The organism is Sphingomonas ginsenosidimutans, from assembly GCF_002374835.1.
GTDB lineage: Bacteria > Pseudomonadota > Alphaproteobacteria > Sphingomonadales > Sphingomonadaceae > Sphingomonas > Sphingomonas ginsenosidimutans.
In genome coordinates, this window is record NZ_NWVD01000006.1 from 17,061 (window position 1) to 39,752 (window position 22,692).

Here is a 22,692-nt window from a genome sequence, read left to right on the forward strand (position 1 = left end):
CTAGAGATTAGCATCGCAAGGATCAATTAACCACGTCTGGCTATCCTCCAACCTCGAACAGAGGTGGAAGAACCGGCGTCATGGCAGGCAACGCGACCAAATCTCCCGCAGGGCCGACGGGTGGCAAGACCGGCCCGGTCGCGCTCACGACAGCGCACGCCGTCGAAGGGGCACCTGGCGTCGATCCAGCGGTGACCGCGTCGGTGGGAGCGGAGATCAAGTCGCTCTCCGCGCTGAAGGTCGTCCAGCTCGGACCGGACGGACACGCCAAGCTCGACATCCCGTATTCGCCGTTCAAGGCGCAGATCGTCGACGTCGACATCGTGCTGGTCTTCGCCGACGGCAGCCGCATCGTCATTCCGGGCATGGCGCTGACATCCTTTTCGGGTCAGTCGGTCGCGATCGATTTCCTCGACAAGAGCTTCACCGCGTCCGACCTGATCGGCACGGTCGGCGAGATCAAGGAACAGAGCCAGCTGTTCAAGCTGAACCTGTCGTCGGAAGTCGCGGACAAGCCGGCGAAGGAAGCACCCGACGAGAAGACCAAGTCGCCCGAGGTCCAGCCGCAGGACGCCACCCAGGCGCAGGAAGCGGAGCAGAAGCAGGAGAACGAGCGGCACACGTCCGACGAACAGAGCAAGCGGCTGACCGAGAAGCTCAGCGATACGCTCGCTTCCTCCGCCCCGCCGCCCAGCCCGGCGCCGGCGCCCAGTTCGTCGACCCCGTCCGACGGCAAGAACAACGGATCGGGTTCGGGCATCGGGCTGGGCAAGCTGGTGCCCACGCTGAATTTCGAGCTGTTCAACAAGGAAGGCGTCAAGACCGCCACCGAGGGCAAGGTCAACGTCGTCACCGGATCGACCGGCGGCACCGGTTCGTCGACCAGCGTCAACTATACCGCACAGTCCGCGCGCGAGACGATCACCGGCACCGGCAGCGCCGACCGCATCTATGCCGACAGCCCCGCGCAGGCGCCGTCGGGCACGTCGCTGCGCACGCTGCACGTCAGCGCGATGGTGCCGGCCAAGGGCATCTCGCTGCTCCAGGTGCTCGTGCCTTCGCTGCCCGAAGGCTATGCGGTCGAAAATGCGAAGCTGACCGACAAGGGCTGGGTCATCACGGCTGAGCAGGGCAATATCAAGGTCGTCACCAGCTATACCGATGCCAACGGCGTCCTGGTGACCTATCCGACGAGCGAGACGCATTTCAGCTTCGACATCCAGCTGACCTATGCGCTGCCGGATGCGGGCAAGGCCCCGGCGGCGAACGGCTTCCAGTCCGAATTCTTCCTGCCCGTTGACCTGGGGCTGTCGACCGACGGCACCAATTATACCTATGCCGTCGAGGTATCCTCGCGCTTCGGCATCAAGGTGGTCACCGGCGATGCGGACATGAAGGCGACCGATCCGGTCACCGGTGCGCCGATCTACGTGCTGTTTTCCAACCCGCCGGGCAATATCATCGACGCCGGTGACGGCGACGACGTGGTGATCGCGGGTGCCGGCGCCGACCAGATCGAGGGCGGCGGCGGGACCGACACGGTCAGCTACGAAATGTCCAATGTCGCGGTTACCGCGGACCTGAAGGCGGGCGCGGGCAAGGGCGGCTATGCCGAGGGCGATACCTATACCCGTGTCGAGAATCTGACCGGATCGGCGTTCAACGACACGCTGACCGGCAACGACGGCGACAATGTCATCGACGGCGGCGCGGGCGCGGACACGATCGACGGCGGCGCGGGGAGCGACACGGTTTCCTATGCCGCGGCCTTCCTGCGCGAGAAGGGCACGCCGAAGGATCCGCTGAAGGGCGTCGAGGTCCATCTGGACGGCACGGTATCGCATGGCGGCGACGCCGAGGGCGACAAGCTGACCAATGTCGAGCACGTCATCGGTTCGGATCGCAACGACGCGCTGTACGGCGCGGCGTCGGCGGACACGCTGGATGGCGGCAAGGGCGACGACCTGCTGGTCGGCGGCGGCGGCGCGGACGTGCTGAAGGGCGGCGAAGGGACTGACACCGCCAGCTATGCCGCGTCGTCGGCGGCGGTCACCGCCTATCTGGACGGGACCGCGGGCACCGGTGCCGACGCGCAGGGCGACACGTTGTCGGGGATAGAGAATCTGGTCGGATCGGCGTTCGACGACACGCTGGTCGGCGACGATCAGGACAATGTGCTGACCGGCGGCGCCGGGGCCGACAGGATCGACGGCGGCGCCGGTATCGACAGCGCGACCTTCGCCGACAGCAAGGTCGGCGTGACCGTCTATCTCGACGGCCGCGAGGGCGCGGGCGGCGATGCGCAGGGCGATACCTATGTCCGGGTCGAGCGGCTGACCGGATCGGCCTTCGACGACCGGCTGGTCGGCGATGCGGCCGCCAATATGCTGACCGGCGGTGCGGGCGATGACGTGCTGGAGGGCGCGGGTGGCGCCGATGTGCTGGATGGCGGCGAGGGCTTCGACATTGCCAGCTACGCCGGGGCGAGCGCGGGGGTGCGCGCGGCGCTGGACGGATCGGCGATGACCGGGGATGCGGCGGGCGACAGGCTGACCGCGATCGAGGGGCTGGAAGGCTCCGCGTTCGACGACACGCTGGTCGGCGACGAGGGCGACAACCGGCTGAGCGGCGGCGCGGGCGACGACGTACTGGTCGGCGGCGGCGGCACGGACCGGCTGGACGGCGGCGACGGCGTCGACGTGGCGGACTATTCCGGGTCGCGCGCGGCGGTGACCGTCCGACTGGACGGCACGGCGGGCAGCGGCGGCGATGCGCAGGGCGATATGCTGACCCGCGTCGAGAACCTGACCGGATCGGCGTTCGACGACACGCTGTCCGGCGATGGCGGGGCGAACGTACTGAGTGGCGGGGCGGGCGACGACACGCTGGTCGGCGGCGGCGGGGCGGACGTGCTGGACGGCGGGCGCGGCCGCGACGCCGCGGACTATTCCGCGTCCGCCGCCGGCGTCACCGTCGGGCTCGACGGTCAGGCGGGGCGCGGCGGCGATGCCGAGGGCGACCGGCTGACGGGAATCGAGGAACTGCGCGGCTCGACCTTCGCCGACGTGCTGACCGGCAGCAGCGGCGATGACACGCTGCGCGGCGGGGCGGGCGACGACCTGCTGATCGGCGGACTGGGCGCGGACACGCTGGACGGTGGCGCGGGCTTCGACACCGCCGATTATTCGGACACGACCGCGGGTATCCAAGTCTATCTGGACGGGCGCGAATCGACCGGCAACGCGGCCGGCGACCATCTGGTGGCGGTCGAGCGGGTGCTGGGCGGCAGCTTCGACGACCTGCTGGTCGGTGACGCCGCCGACAATGTGCTGGCCGGCGGGGCCGGCGACGACGTGCTGGCGGGGGGCGGCGGCGCCGACACGCTGGACGGTGGCGCGGGCCGCGACGTGGCCGATTACGGCGCCTCGACCGCGGCGGTGACGGTGGACCTGTCGACGGGCATCGGCCGCGGCGGCGACGCCGAGGGTGACCGGCTGACCGGGATCGAGGATCTGCGCGGGTCGGCGGGCGATGACGTGCTGACGGGTGATGCGTCCGACAACCGGCTGTCGGGCGGGGCGGGCGCCGATATGCTGATCGGCGGCGCGGGCAACGACACCGCCGATTACGCGACCTCCGCCAGCGGGGTGACGGTCGCGCTGGACGGCACGACCGGGCGCGGCGGCGATGCGCAGGGCGATACGCTGAGCGGTATCGAAACGCTGGTCGGGTCGGCGTTCGACGACGTGCTGGGCGGCGATTCGGGCGCGAACACGCTGTCGGGTGGCGCGGGGGACGACCGGTTGTCGGGCGGCGGCGGGGCCGACCGGCTGGTCGGCGGCGCCGGCACCGACATCGCCGATTACGCCGCTTCGGGCACCGGGGTCGATATCGGGTTGGACGGCGGCGCCAATCATGGCGGCGATGCCGAAGGCGACGTGTTCGACGGGATCGAGGGGCTGTCGGGTTCGGCGTTCGCCGACCGGCTGCGCGGTTCGGCGGGCGCCGACGTGCTATTCGGGCAGGGCGGCGACGATCGCATCGACGGATCACTGGGCGCCGACCGGATCGACGGCGGCACCGGGTTCGACACGATCGATTACTCCGCATCGACCGCGGCGGTCAGCGTCGACCTGACGACCGGCGCCGGCGCCGGCGGCCTGGCGGGCGGCGATACCCTGGTGTCGATCGAGGAGGTGACCGCCACCGCCTTCAACGACCAGCTGCGCGGATCGGGCGCGGACGAGCTGCTGTCCGGCGGCGCGGGCGACGACCAGCTGGCGGGGCTGGGCGGCGCCGATACGCTGGACGGCGGCGCGGGCTATGACACTGCGAGCTACGCCGAATCGGGCGCGGGCGTGCAAATCGCGATGGATGGCAGCGTCGGCGCCGGTGGCGATGCCGAGGGCGACCGCCTGATCGCGATCGAGCGTGTGGTCGGTTCTGCCTTCGACGATGCGATCACCGGTACCGCTGCGGGCGACATGATCCTGGGCGGCGCGGGCGCGGACGTGCTGTCGGGCCAGGGTGGCGACGATGTACTGGAAGGCGGCAGCGGCGACGACCAGCTGCTGGGCGGCGCCGGCGTCGACACGCTGCGCGGCGGCGAGGGCAACGACACGTTGGCCGGCGGCGCCGACGCCGACGTGCTGGCCGGCGGCAGCGGGCTGGACACCGCCGACTATTCGGCATCGGCTGACGCGGTGCGCATCGACCTGAACGACGGCATCGGCCATGGCGGCGATGCCGAGGGGGATACCCTGTCCGGGATTGAGAACCTGACCGGATCGGCGGGGAACGACCGGCTGACCGGCGACGGCAATGCCAATGTCCTGACCGGCGGGGCGGGCGACGATTATCTGACCGGCGGCGCGGGCGCCGATACGCTGGCGGGCGGCACCGGCATCGACACAGCCGATTACTCGACGTCCGGATCGGGCGTATCGGTCGACCTGGCGACCGGCTTTGCGCAGTTCGGCGATGCCGAGGGCGACCGGTTGTCGGGCATCGAGAATGTTATCGGCTCGGCGCACGGCGACCAGTTGCGCGCGGCCGTGACCGGGAGCATTCTAACCGGCGGCGCGGGCGACGACATGCTGATCGCCGGGCGCGGCGCCGACGTGATCGCGGGCGGCACCGGTATCGATACCGCGAGCTTCGCCGGTTCCGCGGCGGGGGTGACCGTCAACCTGGCGACCGGGCTTGCCGATGGCGGCGACGCGACCGGCGACGTGCTGATCGGGGTGGAGAACCTGGCCGGTTCGTCATTCGACGACGTCCTGTCCGGTACCGAGGCGGGCAGCACGATCGACGGCGGTGCGGGCGACGACCGGCTGGCCGGCGGCGCCGGCGACGACACGCTGATCGGCGGCACCGACGACGACATGCTGGACGGCGGCGCGGGCGCCGACAATCTTCAGGGCGGGTCCGGCTTCGACACCGCCGACTATCACCGGTCGACCGTGGCGGTGGACGTGAACCTGGCGACGGGTGTCGGCCGGCGCGGCGATGCCGAGGGCGACCGGCTGACCGGGATCGAGGCGCTGACCGGCAGTGCGCAGGGTGACACGCTGACGGGCAATGCGGGCGCCAATACGCTGGACGGCGGCGCGGGCGACGACATGCTGGTTGGCGCCGCGGGCGCGGATATCCTGCGCGGCGGCGACGGGTTCGATACCGCCGATTACCGGGCGTCGGGGGCGGCGGTGGTCGTCAACCTGACCACCGGGGCAAATGCGGGCGGCGACGCGCTGGGCGATATCCTGGACGGGATCGAGCAGGTGCTCGGCTCCGCGTTCGACGATGTACTGACCGCTGCCGCGGGTCGGGAGACGCTGCGCGGCGGGCATGGCAACGATACGCTGGCCGGCGGCGCGGGGGCCGACGTGCTGGACGGCGGCGACGGCACCGATACCGCGGACTATTCCGCGTCGCTGGACGGGGTGCAGGTCGACCTGTCCGTCGGCCTTGCGCATTTCGGCGATGCCGAGGGCGACACGTTGGTCGAGATCGAGAACGTGACCGGTTCCGCCGAGGACGACACGCTGATCGGCGACGACGGCGACAACGTCCTGATGGGCGGGTCGGGCGACGACCTGCTGGACGGCGCGGCGGGCGACGATACGCTGCGCGGCGGCTCGGGCGACGACGTCCTGACTGGCGGCGCGGGAGCGGACATCATCCAGGGCGGCGACGGCTTCGACACCGCCGACTATTCCGGTTCGCAGGGCGGCGTGACCGTCAACCTGACCAGCCAGCGCGGCACCGGCGGCGATGCCGATGGCGACATGCTGACAGCGATCGAGGCGGTGATCGGTAGCGTGCACGATGACGTGCTGATTGGTACGGCGGGTGTCAACGCGCTGATCGGTGGCGCGGGCGATGACGTGATCCAGGGCGGCGCCGGCGGTGACGTGCTGGACGGCGGCGCGGGCAACGACACGCTCGACTATGCCACGTCCGCGACCGCGGTCAGCGTCAACCTGGCGACCGGGCTGGCGCAGGGCGGCGATGCGCAGGGCGACCTGGTCGTTCGGTTCGAGAACCTAATGGGGTCCGACTTCGACGACGTGCTGACCGGCGATGCGGGTGCCAACCGGCTGCGCGGCGGGGCGGGCGACGACCGGCTGGCCGGCGCCGCCGGGGCCGACGTGCTGGATGGCGGCGCGGGCAGCGATACCGCGGACTATGCGGCGTCGGGCGCGGCGGTGACGATCGACCTGGCGGCCGGCACGGCATCGGGCGGCGATGCGAATGGCGATACATTGGTGTCGATCGAGAATGCGATCGGTTCGGCGCATGACGATATCATCAAGGCCGCTGCCGCCGGCTCCGTGATCGCGGGCGGGGCGGGCGACGACGCCATCGCCGCCGGTGCCGGTGCGGATACGCTGGACGGCGGGCAGGGCGAGGATCGCGTCGATTATTCGGCGTCGTCCGCCGGGGTCACCGTCAATCTGGCGACGGGCAGCGGCGCGGGCGGCGATGCCGCGGGCGACCGCTACACTGCGATCGAGGACGTGACCGGCAGCGCCTTCGCCGACCGGCTGACCGGCGATGCGGGGGGCAACCGGCTGAGCGGCGGCGCGGGCGACGACGTGATCGCCGGCGGCGGCGGTGGCGACGAGATCGACGGCGGCAGCGGGTTCGACACGCTGGATTACGGCGCGTCGGTGCAGGGCGTGACGATTGATTTCGCCAGCGGCACCGGGCAGGGCGGCGACGCGCAGGGCGACAGCTTCACCGGGATCGAGGCTGTGATCGGCAGCGGATCGGCCGACCGTTTCGTCGGCGATGCGCACGCGCATGTCGTCCGCGCGCAGGGCGGCGACGATACGCTGGTGGCGGGCGCGGGTGCGGAGACGTTCGACGGCGGATCGGGCAGCGACACCGTCGATTATTCCGCGTCGACCGCCGGCGTGACGATCGACCTTGCTAGCGGCACGGCCGGCGGCGGCTTCGCGCAGGGCGACGTGCTGAGCGCCGTCGAAGGGGTGATCGGCAGCGATTTCGACGACGTGCTGACCGGATCGGCCAGCGCCAATGCGATCGCCGGCGGCGCGGGCAACGATATCGTCCGCGGCGGCGCCGGGGCGGACACGCTGGACGGCGGCGCGGGAGTCGACCTGCTCGACTATTCCACCTCGTCCAGCGGGGTGACCGTCAACCTGACCACCGGCTTGGCCGCTGGCGGCGATGCGGCGGGCGACCAGATCAGCGGGTTCGAGGATATCCTGGGGTCCGCGCAGGCCGACAGTCTGACCGGTGACGGCGGCAGCAACCGCCTGACCGGCGGGGCGGGCGGCGACGTACTGGCCGGCCTGGGCGGTGCGGACGTGCTGGACGGCGGCGCGGGCGACGACACCGCCGATTATTCGGCATCGGGCGCGGGTGTGACCGTCGATCTGGCGACGGGCATCGGGGCCGGCGGCGACGCGGCCGGCGATACGCTGATCTCGATCGAGAAGGTGATCGGTTCCGCCTTCGTCGACCGGCTGAGCGGCGGCGCGGGCGCGGATACGCTGGTGGCGGGCGCGGGCGACGACGTGGTGCTTGGCAGCCTGGGCGCGGACAGCCTGACCGGCGGGGACGGCGTCGACACGGTCGATTACTCGGCGTCCACGCCCGGCGTCCGCGTCGACCTGGGCAGCGGTACCGGCGTCGGCGGGTTCGCCGATGGCGATACGCTGCGCGAGATCGAGAATGCGATCGGCACCGCCGGCGACGACGTGCTGGTCGGCAATGGCGGCGCCAACACGCTGACCGGCGGCGCGGGGGCGGACATGCTGGACGGCGGCGCGGGCGCCGACACGCTGGACGGCGGGCTGGGCGACGACGTGCTGCGCGGTGGTTCGGGGGCGGACGTGCTGCGCGGCGGTGCCGGGTTCGACACGATCGACTATGCAACGTCGGGAGCGGGCGTCACCATCGACCTGCAGAACGGGACCGCTGCCGGCGGCGATGCCAGCGGCGATGTCATCTCCGACATCGAGCGCGCCGTCGGTTCGGCCTATGACGACCTGCTGCAGGCCGCGGCGGTCGGATCGACGCTGGAAGGCAATGCGGGCGCGGACACGCTGCGCGGCAATGTCGGGGACGACATGCTGCGCGGCGGCGACGGCGACGACCTGTTGGTAGGCAACGTCGGCGCGGACGAACTGGACGGCGGCAGCGGCGTTGACACCGCCGATTATTCGGCATCGGCGCAGGGCGTGGCGGTCAATCTGGCGCTGGGCACCGGCATCGGCGGCGACGCCGATGGCGATATCCTGCGCGGGATCGAGCGGGTGATCGGCTCGGCGGGCAACGATACGCTGACCGGCGACGCGGCGGTCAACACGCTGCTGGCCGGGGCCGGCGACGACATGCTGGACGGCGGCGCGGGAGCGGACATGCTGGACGGCGGCGCGGGCAGCGATACCGCCAGCTATGCCGGATCGGCCGCGGGTGTCGCGGTCAGCCTGACCACCGGCACCGGCATGGGCGGCGATGCGCAGGGCGACACGCTAACCCGGATCGAGCATCTGGTCGGATCGGCCCTTGCCGATACGCTGACGGGCGATGCGGCGGACAACCGGCTGACCGGCGGTGCGGGTGACGACGCGTTGGCCGGGCTGGGCGGGGCGGACACGCTGGACGGCGGCGCGGGCAGCGACACGGTCGATTACTCGGCGTCGGCCACCGGCGTCACGCTGGACCTGGCGACCGGCACGGCGACGGGCGGCGATGCGCAGGGCGATACGCTGATCTCGATCGAGAACGCCATTGGTACCGCCTTCGCCGACGTGATCCAGGCGGCCGTGGCGGGCAGCACGATGCTGGGCGGCGGTGGCGACGATCGGCTGGTGGCCGGCGAGGGCGCGGACGTGCTGGACGGCGGCACCGGCACCGATATCGCCGATTATTCCGGATCGACCGCGCGGGTGACCGTCAATCTGGCCAGCGGCGTCAACAGCGGCGGCTATGCGCAGGGCGACGTACTGCGGTCGATCGAACAGGTCGTCGGCTCAGACTTCAACGACACGCTGACCGGCGACGCGAGCGCCAATATCCTGACCGCCGGCGCGGGCGACGATATGCTGGAAGGCGGCGCAGGCGCCGACCGGCTGGACGGCGGCGCGGGGATCGACACCGCCAGCTACGCCGGCGCGACCGGCGGCGTCACGGTCAGTCTGGCGACCGGGACCGGCACGGCGGGCGATGCCGCCGGCGACATGCTGGTCGATATCGAGAATCTGACGGGTTCCGCCTTCGCCGACCGGCTGACCGGCGATGCAGGCGTAAACGTCCTGACCGGCGGCGCCGGCGACGACGTGCTGGCCGGGCTGGGCGGCGCGGATGCGCTGGACGGCGGCACCGGCAGCAACACCGCCGATTACGCGGCGTCGACCGCGGCGGTGCAGGTCAATCTAAGCACGGGGTCGCTTTCCGCCAGCCAGATCATCGGCGGCACGATCCAGGCGGGCACCGGGCTGGGCGGCGACGCGCAGGGCGACACGCTGACCAATATCCAGAACCTGATCGGTTCCGCCTATGGCGACTATCTGATCGCGGGCACCGGCGGGCGGATCTCCGGCGGTGTGGGTGCCGACTTCATCGTGGCGGGTGCCGGCGCCGATGCGATCGACGGCGGTGCCGATGTCGACGTGGTCAATTATGTGCGATCGAACGCGGGCGTGACCGTGAACCTGACGCTGGGCACCGGCATTGGTGGCTTTGCGCAGGGCGACACGCTGGCGTCGGTAGAAAGCATCTACGGATCGAATTATGCCGACGTGCTGACCGGGACGGCCGGCGCCAACAACATCACCGGCGCCAACGGCGACGACACCATCGAAGGGCTGAGCGGTGCGGACACGCTGACTGGAGGAAACGGCTTCGACACGGTCACCTATGCCGGTTCGGGCAGCGGTGTCACCGTCGACCTGACCCTGACGACGGCGCAGACGTCGGGCGGGGATGCGGCGGGCGACGTGCTGAGCGGGTTCGAGAAGCTGATCGGGTCGGCCTATGCCGACCGGCTGATCGCGGCGACGACGGGCAGCACGCTGGTCGGCGGCGCGGGCAATGACGTGCTGGTCGCCGGAGCGGGGGCCGACGTGATCGAAGGCGGACTGGACAATGACGCGGTCGATTACGCCGCGTCGACCGCCGGCGTCGTCGTCAACCTGGCGACCGGCGTCCTATCGGGCGGCTATGCGCAGGGCGACCACCTGACCGGCATCGAGAATGCGATCGGTTCCGCTTATGCCGATCAACTGACGGGCGACGGCGGGGCGAACGTCCTGACCGGCGGCGCGGGCGACGACGTGCTGGACGGCGGCGCGGGCGCCGATACGGTGGACGGCGGCGCCGGGATCGACACCGCGGACTATTCCGCCTCGATCGGCGCGGTCGCGGTCAATCTGACGACAGGGATCGGTTCGGGCGGCAATGCCGATGGCGACGTGCTGGTCGCGATCGAGAACCTGACCGGCGGCGTGGGGAACGACGCGCTGACCGGCAGCGCGGCGGCGAACCTGCTGCGCGGCGGCGCGGGCGACGACGTGCTGGCCGGGCTGGGCGGGGCGGACACGATCGACGGCGGGTCGGGCAACAACACCGCCGATTACGGCGCATCCGGTTCCGCCGTCTACGTCGACCTGGCGTCCTTCGCGATCGCGACGCCGGCGGGATCGGTAACCGGCGCGATGGCGCGCGGCGGCGATGCCGAGGGTGACGTGCTGAGCAACATCCAGAACGTCATCGGTTCGGCCTATGACGACATTCTGGCGGCGTCCTCCACAGGCGGGAAGCTTTCGGGCGGCGCGGGCGACGACGATCTCGTCGCCAATGCCGGTGCCGATCGGTTCGACGGCGGTGCGGGCACAGGCGACGTCGTCAACTACGTCATGAGCAATACCGCCGTGACCGTGAACCTGACCACCGGGCTGGGTTCGGGCGGGTTTGCCGAGGGCGATACCTATGTCGCGGTCGAGGGCGTCTATGGGTCGACCGCCGATGACCTGCTGATCGGCGACAGCGGGGCGAACCTCATCAAGGGCAATGGCGGCAACGACGTCATCGAGGGCAAGGGCGGCGCCGACCGGCTGGAAGGCGGCGCCGGCACCGACACCGCTTCCTATGCCGGTTCGAACGCGGGCGTGACGGTCGACCTGGCGCTGGCGACGGCGCAGCAGTCCGCAGGGGATGCGTCGGGCGACATATTGTCCGAATTCGAGAACGTTCTGGGTTCGGCCCTGAACGACACGCTGACCGGCGATGCGAACGCCAACGTCCTGACGGGCGGCGCGGGCAATGACGTGCTGCAGGGCGGGGGCGGGGCCGATACACTGGACGGAGGCGCCGGCACCGATACCGCCAGCTATGCCGCATCGAGCGACGCGGTGACGGTCGACCTGCGCGTCACGACGGCGCAGACATCCACTGGCGATGCCTCGGGCGACCTGCTGGTCGAGATCGAGAATCTGACGGGTTCGGCGTTCGGCGACGTGCTGATCGGTGATGCCGGCGACAACGCGCTGGCCGGTGGCGACGGCGACGACATGCTGGACGGGCTGGAGGGCGCGGACACGATCGACGGCGGTGCGGGGATCGACACCGTCAGCTATGCCGGGTCGCAGGACGCGGTTGCGGTCAACCTTACCACCAACGTCAACACCGGCGGGGATGCCGGAGGCGACCTGCTGTCCAATGTCGAAAATGTAACCGGTTCGGCCTTCAACGACGTGCTGACCGGCGATGCCGCTGCCAACACGCTGCTGGGCGGCGACGGTGACGACGTGCTGGCGGGCATGGCGGGCGCGGACGTGATCGACGGCGGCGCGGGCAACAACACTGCCGACTATTCGGGGTCGGGTGCGGGCGTGGCGGTCAACATCAACGCTTCCTGGGTGGGGTCGCCGCCGGTCAGCACTGGCCCCGCCCTCACGGTCAATCCCAACAGCGGCGTGGGCGGGGATGCCGAGGGCGATACGCTGACCAATATCCGCAACGTCATTGGATCGGCGTTCAACGACTATCTCTATGCCAACGACACCGGCGGCCGGCTGGATGCCGGCGCCGGCGACGACTATCTGGTCGCCGGCAGCGGCGCGGACAATCTGGTCGGCGGTGCGGGCAGCGATACCGTTTCCTATGGCCGTTCGAACGCGGCGGTGACGATCAATCTGGCGACCGGCGCGGTATCCGGCGGGTTCGCCGCGGGCGACGTGCTGACCGGGATCGAGAACGTCAACGGATCGAACCTCAACGACGTCCTGACGGGCGACGCCTACGCGAACACCATCAAGGGTTCGACCGGCAACGACATCATCGACGGCGGCGCCGGCAACGACACGCTCGATGGTGGCGACAATAACGACACGATCAGCTACGCCAGCGCCACGAGCGGCATACGCACCATCGTCAATTACTACGTCACCGTATCGAACGTCCGCACCTATAGTGTGGTGAATACAGTCGGCGCCGGGTCGGATATCACGTCCAATTTCGAAACCGTGATCGGTTCCGGCTTCAGCGACATCCTCAAGGGCTGGGCTTCGCTCGCCAATTTCAATGCCGGTGCCGGCAACGACCTGATCGTCGCCAATTTCAACTCCGGGACGATGGACGGCGGTTCGGGGATCGACACGGTCACTTATCAGGAAACGAACGGGTGGGGCGGCGTGACCGTCGATCTGGCCGTCAATGCGAACTCGTCCACCAAGGCATGGGGCGGCGGGTCCACCAACGACACCATCACCAACGTCGAGAATGTCGTCGGGAGCATCGCCAGCGACTATCTCGCCGGGGACAGCGGCGCGAACGCCCTGGACGGCGGCGTCGGAAACGACCTGCTGTTCGGCGCGGCTGGCAACGACGTGCTGTATGGCGGCGCGGGAGACGACACGCTGACGGGCGGGACCGGCGCGGATGCGCTGATCGGTGGTGCGGGCGTAGACACGGCAAGCTGGGCCGGATCGGGCGCGGGCGTGAATGCCAATCTGGCCACGGGTGTCGCTTATGGCGGGGACGCCGGGGTGCAAGGCGCCAGCGCGGTCTATGGCAACGCCAGCCTCATCGCGGGCTGGAGCTTTTCCGAAGGAAGCGGCGCCACTTCCAACGCGATTAGCGGGGCGCAGCGCGTCACCCTGAACGACGCCGGCTGGGTGGCCGATGGCCATGGCGGCTCGGCGCTCGATTTCACCGGCACATCGACCAGCATGGCCACCGTCGGCGCGCTCACGTTCGGCGAAAGCTTCACTGTTGTGGCGAAGGTCAACTTCGATCGCGCAGCAGGGGTGAACGAGGGGATCTTCCGCTTCGGCGCCGGCACATCGAGCAGCAGCGCAGGACAGATCTTCCTGTCGCGCACCAGCAGCGGCGCTCTGTTCTTCGAGGTCCGCGACGGCACGACGGCGATGACCCAGGGGGTTCAGACCGCTGGGGGGCTCACCGCGGCAGAGACCTGGTACGACGTCGCGGTGACCTATCAGGCCGGTCGGATGATCATCTATCTGAACGGGGAGCTCGTCGCGTCCGCCGACAATGTCGCCACGCTGACCAACCGGAACTACACCGACAACTACCTCGGTCGCGATTATGCTTCCACGCGCGCGCTGGACGGAAAAATCGACGATTTCGCGGTCTTCAGTTCGGCGTTGACCCAGGCCGAGATTCAGCAGCTGGCAACACAGGCCAAGGGGCTGGAGGGTTCCGGGCTGGTGGCGGATACGTTGTCGGGTATCGAGAATCTGACCGGGTCCGATCATGCCGATACGCTGACCGGCGATGCCGGGGAAAACCGGCTCGACGGCGGACGAGGAAATGACACGCTGTCCGGCGGTGCGGGCGACGACGTGCTGATCGGGGGCGCGGGCGCGGACCGGCTGGACGGCGGCGCGGGAACGGACGTGGCCTCCTATGCCCTGTCCGCGACGGCGGTGACGATCAATCTGGGCAACGGCACCGCGACCGGGGGCGATGCGCAGGGCGATACGCTGACCGGTGTCGAGAATATTATCGGGTCGCTCGGCCATGACGTGCTGACCGGCGACGTCGCCGACAACCTGCTGGTCGGCGGTCTGGGCAATGACGTGATCGCGGGAGGCGACGGCGGCGACGTCATCTATGGTGATGCGGCCGGCGCGAATGACCTGCGGAACCTGATCACGTTCGGCAATGCGACCAACCTGTTGGTGAACGGAGGTTTCGACGCCTACACCGGGATCGGGCGGAACGGCACCGGAAGCCCTGCGACCGGCAATGCGACCACCGGCTGGCAGACGGCGACCGGACAGCTGCAGATCTTCAACGGGGTGGTGCTTGCGGACGGGACGTCACTGAATCAGTCGGTACGCATGTCGGGCGGCATAACGAACGACATCTGGCAGAATGTCACGACGGTCGCGGACGCGAACTACGTCATCAAGTTCGATCTCGGCAACTGGAGCGCCACCGACCAGGGCCCGTTGCAGGTTCTGTTCAACGGGACGGTGATCGACACGATCAGTTCCGGCGGTACGACCAATTCGTGGACCAGCTATGCCTATACGGTGACCGGGACGGGCGGAAGCGACCGGATCGAATTCATCCATAACGGCAATGGCGTCGCGCTCGACAAGGTCGTCTTCGCGGAAGCAGGCGGCAACGACACGCTGTCCGGCGGGGTCGGTGACGACACGATCGACGGCGGTTTCGGCAACGACGAGATCGACGGGGGCGACGGCAACGACATGGTCGTTGGCGGAACCGGTGCGGACAGGCTGGACGGCGGTGGCGGCGACGACATCATCAGCGGCGACACCAACGCCTTCGGCTCGACCGGGTTGGACACGTTCGATTCCAATCCGTCCGGCTGGCAGGGGCTAAGCGCGGCCACACCGCCGTTCACGACCCTTTCGAACGGCGCGACCGTGCTCGGTCCGATCCCAGGATCGGGCAGCAGCATCAATTTCTCGCAGCAGATCAGCAAAAGCTACGATCTGGTCGATCCGGTCGCGGCCACGACGACCGTCAGCTTCGACCTCTACCTGCTCGATTCATTCGATGCGAACGAAGGCGTCCACGTCTACGTCAATGGCGTCGTCGCCATGACGTTGATCGCGGCACGCTCCTACAGCGGCGTTTCTTCGCTGAACGACATCGTCATCACGCCCGCGAGCGGCACGACCTATACCGCCAGCCTGGCACAGGGCGTCTATGCGGCCACGTGGAGCGGGGTGGACAGCAAGCTGACGCTGACCATGACGGTGCCCACACCGGCCGATGGCGTGCTGACGCTCGGCTTCGGATCGAACCTGAACGAATCGGTCGCCAACGAAAGCTATGCGATCGACAATGTGAACGTGCCGGGGCGCGAGACCGATGTCGGTGCGCCGGGCGGTAACGACATCATCCGGGGCGGCGCGGGCAACGACCAGATCGACGGCGGCGCCGGTAGCGACACCGCGATCCTTGCGGGCAATCGCAGCGCCTATACCGTCAGCTACGACGGGCAGTCGCGAACCTATACGATCGACGGGCCGGACGGGCACGATACCGTCCGCAACGTCGAGAAGTTCCAGTTCGACGACGGCACGCTGACCGCGGCCCGGCTGATGACCGGGATGACCATCCAGCCGGCGGGTACAATCGCGGAGAACAGCGCCGGCGGCAGCATCGCCGCGACGCTGGCGCTGGCCGATGGCGGTGCGGCGACCTATGCCATCACCGGGGGCGCGCACGCATCGTTGTTCGCGATCTCCGGTGATCAGCTCCTGCTCGCGAACGGGACGGCGCTGGACTACGAAGCGGGTGCGACGCGCACGGTGCAGGTCACCGCGACGGCCGCTGATGGCTCGACCCATATCCAGACGATCACCGTCAACGTCACCAACGTCAACGAAGCCCCGGCGATCACCTCCGCGGCGTCGCTGGCGCGGGGTGAGAACGGTACCGCGATCGGCACACTGACCGCCGTCGATCCCGATGCGGGCACGACGCTGTCCTGGTCGATCGCGGGCGGCGCGGATGCGACGAAGTTCGTCATCGGCGCGAACGGCGCGCTGTCGTTCGCGACCGCGCCCGATTACGAACACCCCACCGATGCCGGTGGCGACAATGTCTACAACGTCACCGTGCAGGTGTCGGACGGCACCAATGTGACGACACAGAACCTGGCCGTCGCGGTGTCGAACGTCAACGAAGCGCCGACGCTGGCGCTGACGGGGGCGGGCACCATCGACGAAAATGCGGTCGCGGCAACCGTCGCCACCTTCGCGGCGGGCGATCCGGATGGCGGCGACACGCTGACCTATACGCTGGGCGGGGCCGATGCGGCGCTGTTTGTCGTCGATGGCGGCACGGTGCGCCTGCGCGACGGCGTCAGCCTTGACTATGAACAGGCTGCTACGCGCAACGTCACGCTGACGGTCACCGATGCGCAGGGCCTGTCGCAGACGCGTGCGCTGACGGTCAACGTCGCCAATGTGGACGAAGCACCGGCCTTCACCTCACCGGCGAGCCTGTCGGTGGGGGAAAACGGCACCGCCGTCGTCACCGTTCGCGCGGCCGACCCGGACGCCGGCGCGACCGTCAGCTATTCGGTTTCCGGCGCGGATGCGTCGCTGTTCACGATCGACAGCGCCACCGGCGTGCTTCGCTTTGCCGCGGCACCCAATTTCGAGGCGCCGGGCGATAACGGCGGCGACAACGTCTACAATCTGGTGGTCAGCGCCAGTGACGGGACGAACACCGTCAACCAGGCGATGGCGGTGACGGTGACCAACGTCAACGAAGCGCCGGTGCTGGCGGTCGCGTCGTCCTATACGCTGGCGGAAAACGGCACCGCGGTCGGCACCGCCACCGCGAGCGACGTGGATGCGGGCGCGACGCTGACCTATTCGATCGCGGGCGCGGATGCGTCGCTGTTCACCATCGACAGCGCGACCGGCGCGATCGCGTTCCGCAACGCGCCGGATTATGATGCGCCGGCGGATCAGGGGCAGGATAACGTCTACGACCTGACCGTCTCGGTCAGCGACGGCGCGATCACCACGTCGCGTGCGACCAGCGTGACGGTGACCAACGTCGACGAGGCGCCGGTGTTCGCCTCCCCTGCGGCGGTGTCGGTAGCGGAGAATGGTGCGGGCGTCGTCACCGTGCGCGCCAGCGATCAGGACGCCGGCACGACGCTGAGCTATTCGATCTCGGGCACCGATGCTTCGCTGTTCACGATCGACAGCGCCACCGGCGTGCTGCGCTTCGTCGCGGCGCCGGATTTCGAGGGGCCGGGCGATAACGGCGCGGACAACGTCTACGATCTGGTCGTCAGCGCCAGCGACGGCACCAATACCGTTACCCAGGCGATGGCGGTGACCGTCACCAACGTCAACGAAGCGCCGGTGCTGGCGCTGTCGGGTGTCGGCACGATCATGGAGAATGCCGTCGCCGCGACGGTCGCGAACTTCACGGCGAGCGATGTTGATGCCGGCGACACGCTGACCTACACGCTGGGCGGGGCCGATGCAGCGCTGTTCGTGGTCGACGGCAACAGCGTGCGGCTAAAGAACGGGGTGAGCCTGGACTATGAAGCCGCGCAGACCCGTGCGCTGACGCTGACCGTGACCGATGCGCACGGCGCATCGCAGACGCAGGCGCTGACGATCAACGTCGGCAACGTCAACGAAGCGCCGACGATCGCGACCGCCGCGGCGCTTTCGCGCGCGGAGAACGGTACGGCGGTGGCGACGCTGTCCGCGAGCGATCCGGATGCAGGGACCACGCTGACCTGGTCGATCAGCGGCGGGGCGGACGCGGCGCGGTTTGCCGTCGATCCCGCCACCGGCGTGCTCACCTTCGTGTCGGCGCCGGACCATGAAGCGCCCGCCGACGCCGACGGCAACAATGCCTATCAGGTGACGGTGACCGTCAGCGACGGGACCAACAGCGTCGACAAGGCGCTGACCGTGACCGTCGGCAACGTCAACGAGTCGGCGGTGTTCACGTCCGCCACCACCGCGACGGTGGTCGAGGGTGCGACGGCGGTGCTGACCGCGGCGGCGACCGATCCGGAGGGGCAGACGCTGCAATATGGCGTGTCGGGCACCGATGCGGCGCTGTTCACGATCGACAGCGCGACCGGCGCATTGCGTTTCGTCACCGCCCCCAGCTACGACAATCCGTCAGACCAGGGGCACGACAACCGCTACAATGTCGTCGTCACGGCCAGCGATGGCACGAACACCACGCAGCAGGCGGTGACGATCGACGTTACGCGCGACCAGCGACCGCCCGCGATCACCTCCGCCGCGACGGCGACGATCAACGAAAACAGCAATGCGGTGATGACCGCGACGGCGAGCGACCCGAACAGCGGCGATACGGTCAGCTGGTCAATCGCGGGCGGCGCGGATGCCGCGCGCTTCGCGATCGATGCAAACACCGGCGCGTTGTCGTTCGTGTCCGCCCCCGACCGCGAGGCGCCGGCCGATAGCGGGGCGAACAACGTCTATGACGTGATCCTGCGGGCCACCGACCAGACCGGCCTGTCGTCGGACAAGGCGGTCGCCGTGACCGTCGCCGACGTCGACGAGGCGGCGGCCTTCCAGGGTGGCAGCGCGCTGACCGTCGCGGAAAACAGCCAGGCGGTGGCCACCATCTCCGCGCTGGACCCCGAACGGGCGGCGGTGACCTATTCGATCACCGGCGGTGCGGATGCGAACCGCTTCGCGATCGACAGCAACACCGGCGCGCTGTCGCTGGTCGCGGCGCAGGATTACGAGACGGTCGGCGCGGGCAATTTCCAGGTGACGATCGGCGCGTCCGACGGCACGCAGACCGCGACCCGGGCCTTCACCGTCACCGTCACCAACGTGAACGAGGCGCCGGTGCTGGCGCCGACCGCCAACGTCGCGATTGACGAAAATCAGACCGCGGTCACGACGATCGCGGCGACCGATCCCGATGCGGGTCAGACGCTGGTCTATGCCATCGCGGGCGGCGCGGACGGCGGCCGCTTCACGATCGATGCCGCGACCGGGCAACTGGCGTTCCGCGCCGCGCCCGATTACGAATCGGGGCAGACCAGCTACCAGGTGCAGGTGCTGGCATCGGACGGGTCGCTGGCGACCACGCAGATGGTGACCGTGACCGTCCGCAACGTTGACGAGGCGCCGCGCATCACCGCGCCGTCCGCCGTGACCGTGGCGGAAAACGGCGCCACCGTGATGACCGTCACCGCCAGTGACCCGGAAGGGGCGGCGCTGACCTATTCGATCACCGGCGGCGCGGATGCGAACCGCTTCGCGATCTCTGCAGCGGGCGTCCTGTCGTTCGTCAGCGCGCCCGATTACGAAAGCGGGAACCGCACCAACCAGGTGCAGGTGAGCGTTTCCGACGGCACCAATACCAGCGTCCAGACGATTCAGGTATCGGTCAGCGACGTCAACGAGGCGCCGATCGTCACCACCGCCGCCTTCTCGATCAACGAAAATGCGACCGCGGCGGGCACGGTGCAGGCCAGCGACCCGGAGGGCGCGACGCTGGTCTATGCCATCGGCGGCGGCACCGATGCGACCTTGTTCAACATCGATTCGGCGACCGGGGCGCTCAGTTTCCGTGCGGCACCGGATTTCGAGACGCCGGCCGATGCCGGACGCGACAATGTCTACGACCTCAACGTGCTGGTGTCCGACGGCACGCTGGTGACGATGCAGGCGACGACGGTCAGCGTGCTGGACGTGGTGGGCGAGGTGCTGACCGGCACCGGCGGCGCTGACCGGCTGGTCGGCGGCGCGGGTGCGGACACGTTCTCGGGCATGGCCGGCGACGACATGCTGATCGGGGGCGCGGGCGCCGACACGCTGCACGGTGACTCGGGGATCGACACGGTCGACTATTCCGGTTCGTCGGCGGCGGTGACCGTCCATCTTGACGGATCGGCCAACAGTGGCGGCGATGCGCAGGGTGATACAATTGACGGCGTCGAACAGGTTATCGGCTCGGCGCATGCCGATTCGATCTTCGGCGATGCGCTGGCCAATGCGCTGAGCGGCGGGGGCGGCGACGACGACCTGCACGGCGCGGGCGGCAACGACTGGCTGATGGGCGGCCTGGGCGCGGACACGCTGGACGGCGGGGCGGGCGACGATACCGCCAGCTATGCCGATGCGACCGCCGGCATATCGCTTGACCTGTCGAGCGCCACCGGATCGGGCACCGGCGGCGAGGCGAACGGCGATACGCTGACCGGGGTCGAACATGTGCTGGGCAGTGCGTTCGACGACCAGATCCTGCTGAACGTCGACGCCGGGATCAGCTTCGACGGGTTGGGCGGGCATGACACGGTGACGCTGACCGATGTCGGCCGGACGATCACCGCCAGCGACCTGTCGGGGCTGAGCCATGTCGAGGAGATCTCGTTCACCGGCAACAACGTCCAGGCGAACATGACGATCGACGCCGATTTCATTCGCAACATGGCGGGTCAGGGCAATGATTCGGTCCTGACCATCACCAAGGATGCGAACGATACGATCAACGTCGCGGCCGGCGCCGAGGTGGTCCACACCGGCAATACCTGGGAATTCTACAGCGATTCCAGCCACACGGTGAAGATCGCGACGCTGGCGATGACCGGCTGATCCCCGCCGGCCATCGTAGCGGCTACGACGCCGTGGGCGAAACCGGGGCGGGGGCGGCGCGCGAGATGGCGAGCGCGTCCGGATCGTCGATCAGGTCGCGCACCGCCGCCACGTCGCCCTGGTCGACCACGCCGAACACCGGCGTCGCGGCGCGGCGCCGATCGGTGAGGCGCAGCTGTTCGGTGGCATAGCGGTTCACCGTCGCCACCACCTCGGATAGCGGCTCGCCGCGGAACACCAGCTTGCCGCGCGTCCAGGCGGTGATCGTCTCGGGATCGGCGGCCACCGACTGGCTGATGAAGCCGACGTCCTGCCCGTCGCGCCGCGCGGTGCCGAATGCCACCCGCTCCCCGCGGGAGGCGAGCTTGACGATCGGCTCGGCCGCCCCCGGCCCGGTATCGCGCAGCGCGATGCGGATCGTCCCGTCCACCACCGCCACCGACGCATCGCCCGCGCGCAGCGCCACGTCGAATGCGGTGCCGACCGCGCGCACCTCGCCGTGCGGGGTCGCCACCACGAACGGGCGGGCGGTGTCGTGCGCGACCTGGAACAGGGCTTCTCCCGCGATCAGCCGCAGGTCACGGCGCGTCGGCGTCAGGCGCACCGCGACCCGGCTGTCGGCGGCCAGCGTGACCGTCGACCCGTCCGCCAGCCGCACGACGCGGCGCTCGGCGTGGCCGGCGGCATATTCGGTTGCGGCCGGCGCGGCGGTGGTGCCGGCACCGGTGTAGAGTTGGCGCCCCCCGACGGTGAGCGCGAGCGCGGCCGCCGCGGCGGTCAACGCCATCCGCCATCCGCGGCGGAGCGGCGGGGTGGCCCCGTCCTCGACCGCGGGCGCATCCTGCCGGCCCAGCCACTCCCAGAAGGCTTCCGCCTCGGCGCGGTCGTCGGGGTGCAGGTCGGCGCCGCGTCCGTCGTGCAGCGCGTCGAACACCGCCTCGGCACGCAGGCCCAGCGGCGCGGGCGGGCGCGGTGATGGGCCGGTCATGCGCCGCGCTCCATCAGATGGTGGAGCCGGCGATAGAGGTGCGCGGTCGCCTTCGTCAGGTGTTTCTGCACCATGCGCGGGCTGATCCCCAGATCGCGGGCGATCTCGCCCGTGCTGCGTTCCTCGAACCGACGCAGAACGAAGACGTCGCGCACGCGCGGCGACAGTTCGGCCAGCGCATCGGCCAGCGCGGCGCGCACGTCGGCGGCGCGGCGGCGTTCCTCCTGCTCGGCGGCGACGGCGGGGTGGTGTTCCTCCGCCAGCGGGACGGTCGGCAGGTTGCGGCGGTGCCGGTCGGCGATCAGGTTGGCGGCGATTCGGAACAGATAGGCCTGCGGCGTTTCCACCTCGCGCTCGCGCACGCTCGACATCAGGCGGGCGCAGGCTTCCTGCACCAGGTCGTCGACCTCGTGCGGGTCGGCCACGCGGCGCGCGACGAACGCACGCAGCGCGGCGCGATAGGTGGCAAGCGTCCCGTCGCTCCACGCCCGTGCCGCCCCGCCGCCGGCCGCCGGCGCGTCACCCGGTCCGGGCACGCTGTCGTGTCTCATGCGATGGTCACCCCCGCGGACATGACGCGAAAGCGCGGCGAATGCGAAC

At 69.6% G+C, this 22,692-nt stretch carries 3 protein-coding genes; 1 reads left to right on the forward strand and 2 read right to left on the reverse strand.

Annotation, left to right across the window (positions count from 1 at the left end; genetic code table 11):
- The first annotated feature begins 80 nt into the window (after positions 1–80).
- Positions 81–21,104, forward strand: coding sequence for a cadherin domain-containing protein (locus COA17_RS19930; protein ID WP_096613042.1), 21,024 nt, complete (start codon positions 81–83; stop codon positions 21,102–21,104).
- Between the two features lie 22 nt (positions 21,105–21,126).
- Here COA17_RS19930 and COA17_RS13150 read toward each other — a convergent pair whose 3' ends face one another.
- Together COA17_RS13150 and COA17_RS13155 are read right to left on the reverse strand one after the other, a co-directional pair.
- Positions 21,127–22,092: a FecR family protein gene (locus COA17_RS13150; RefSeq protein WP_096613044.1), complete on the reverse strand. Its 966-nt coding sequence runs from the start codon at positions 22,090–22,092 to the stop codon at positions 21,127–21,129.
- Positions 22,089–22,643 (reverse strand): RNA polymerase sigma factor, encoded by a 555-nt coding sequence (locus tag COA17_RS13155; protein ID WP_096613046.1) that lies wholly within the window; start codon positions 22,641–22,643, stop codon positions 22,089–22,091. Before COA17_RS13155 ends, COA17_RS13150 begins: the two co-directional genes overlap by 4 nt.
- Between the last annotated feature and the right edge of the window lie 49 nt (positions 22,644–22,692).

What these genes read in the sequence shown, in the direction of transcription:
- COA17_RS13155 (WP_096613046.1), bottom strand. Translation starts at nt 22,643, where the DNA reads ATGAGACACGACAGCGTGCCCGGACCGGGTGACGCGCCGGCGGCCGGC.
- COA17_RS19930 (WP_096613042.1), top strand. Translation starts at nt 81, where the DNA reads ATGGCAGGCAACGCGACCAAATCTCCCGCAGGGCCGACGGGTGGCAAG.
- COA17_RS13150 (WP_096613044.1), bottom strand. Translation starts at nt 22,092, where the DNA reads ATGACCGGCCCATCACCGCGCCCGCCCGCGCCGCTGGGCCTGCGTGCC.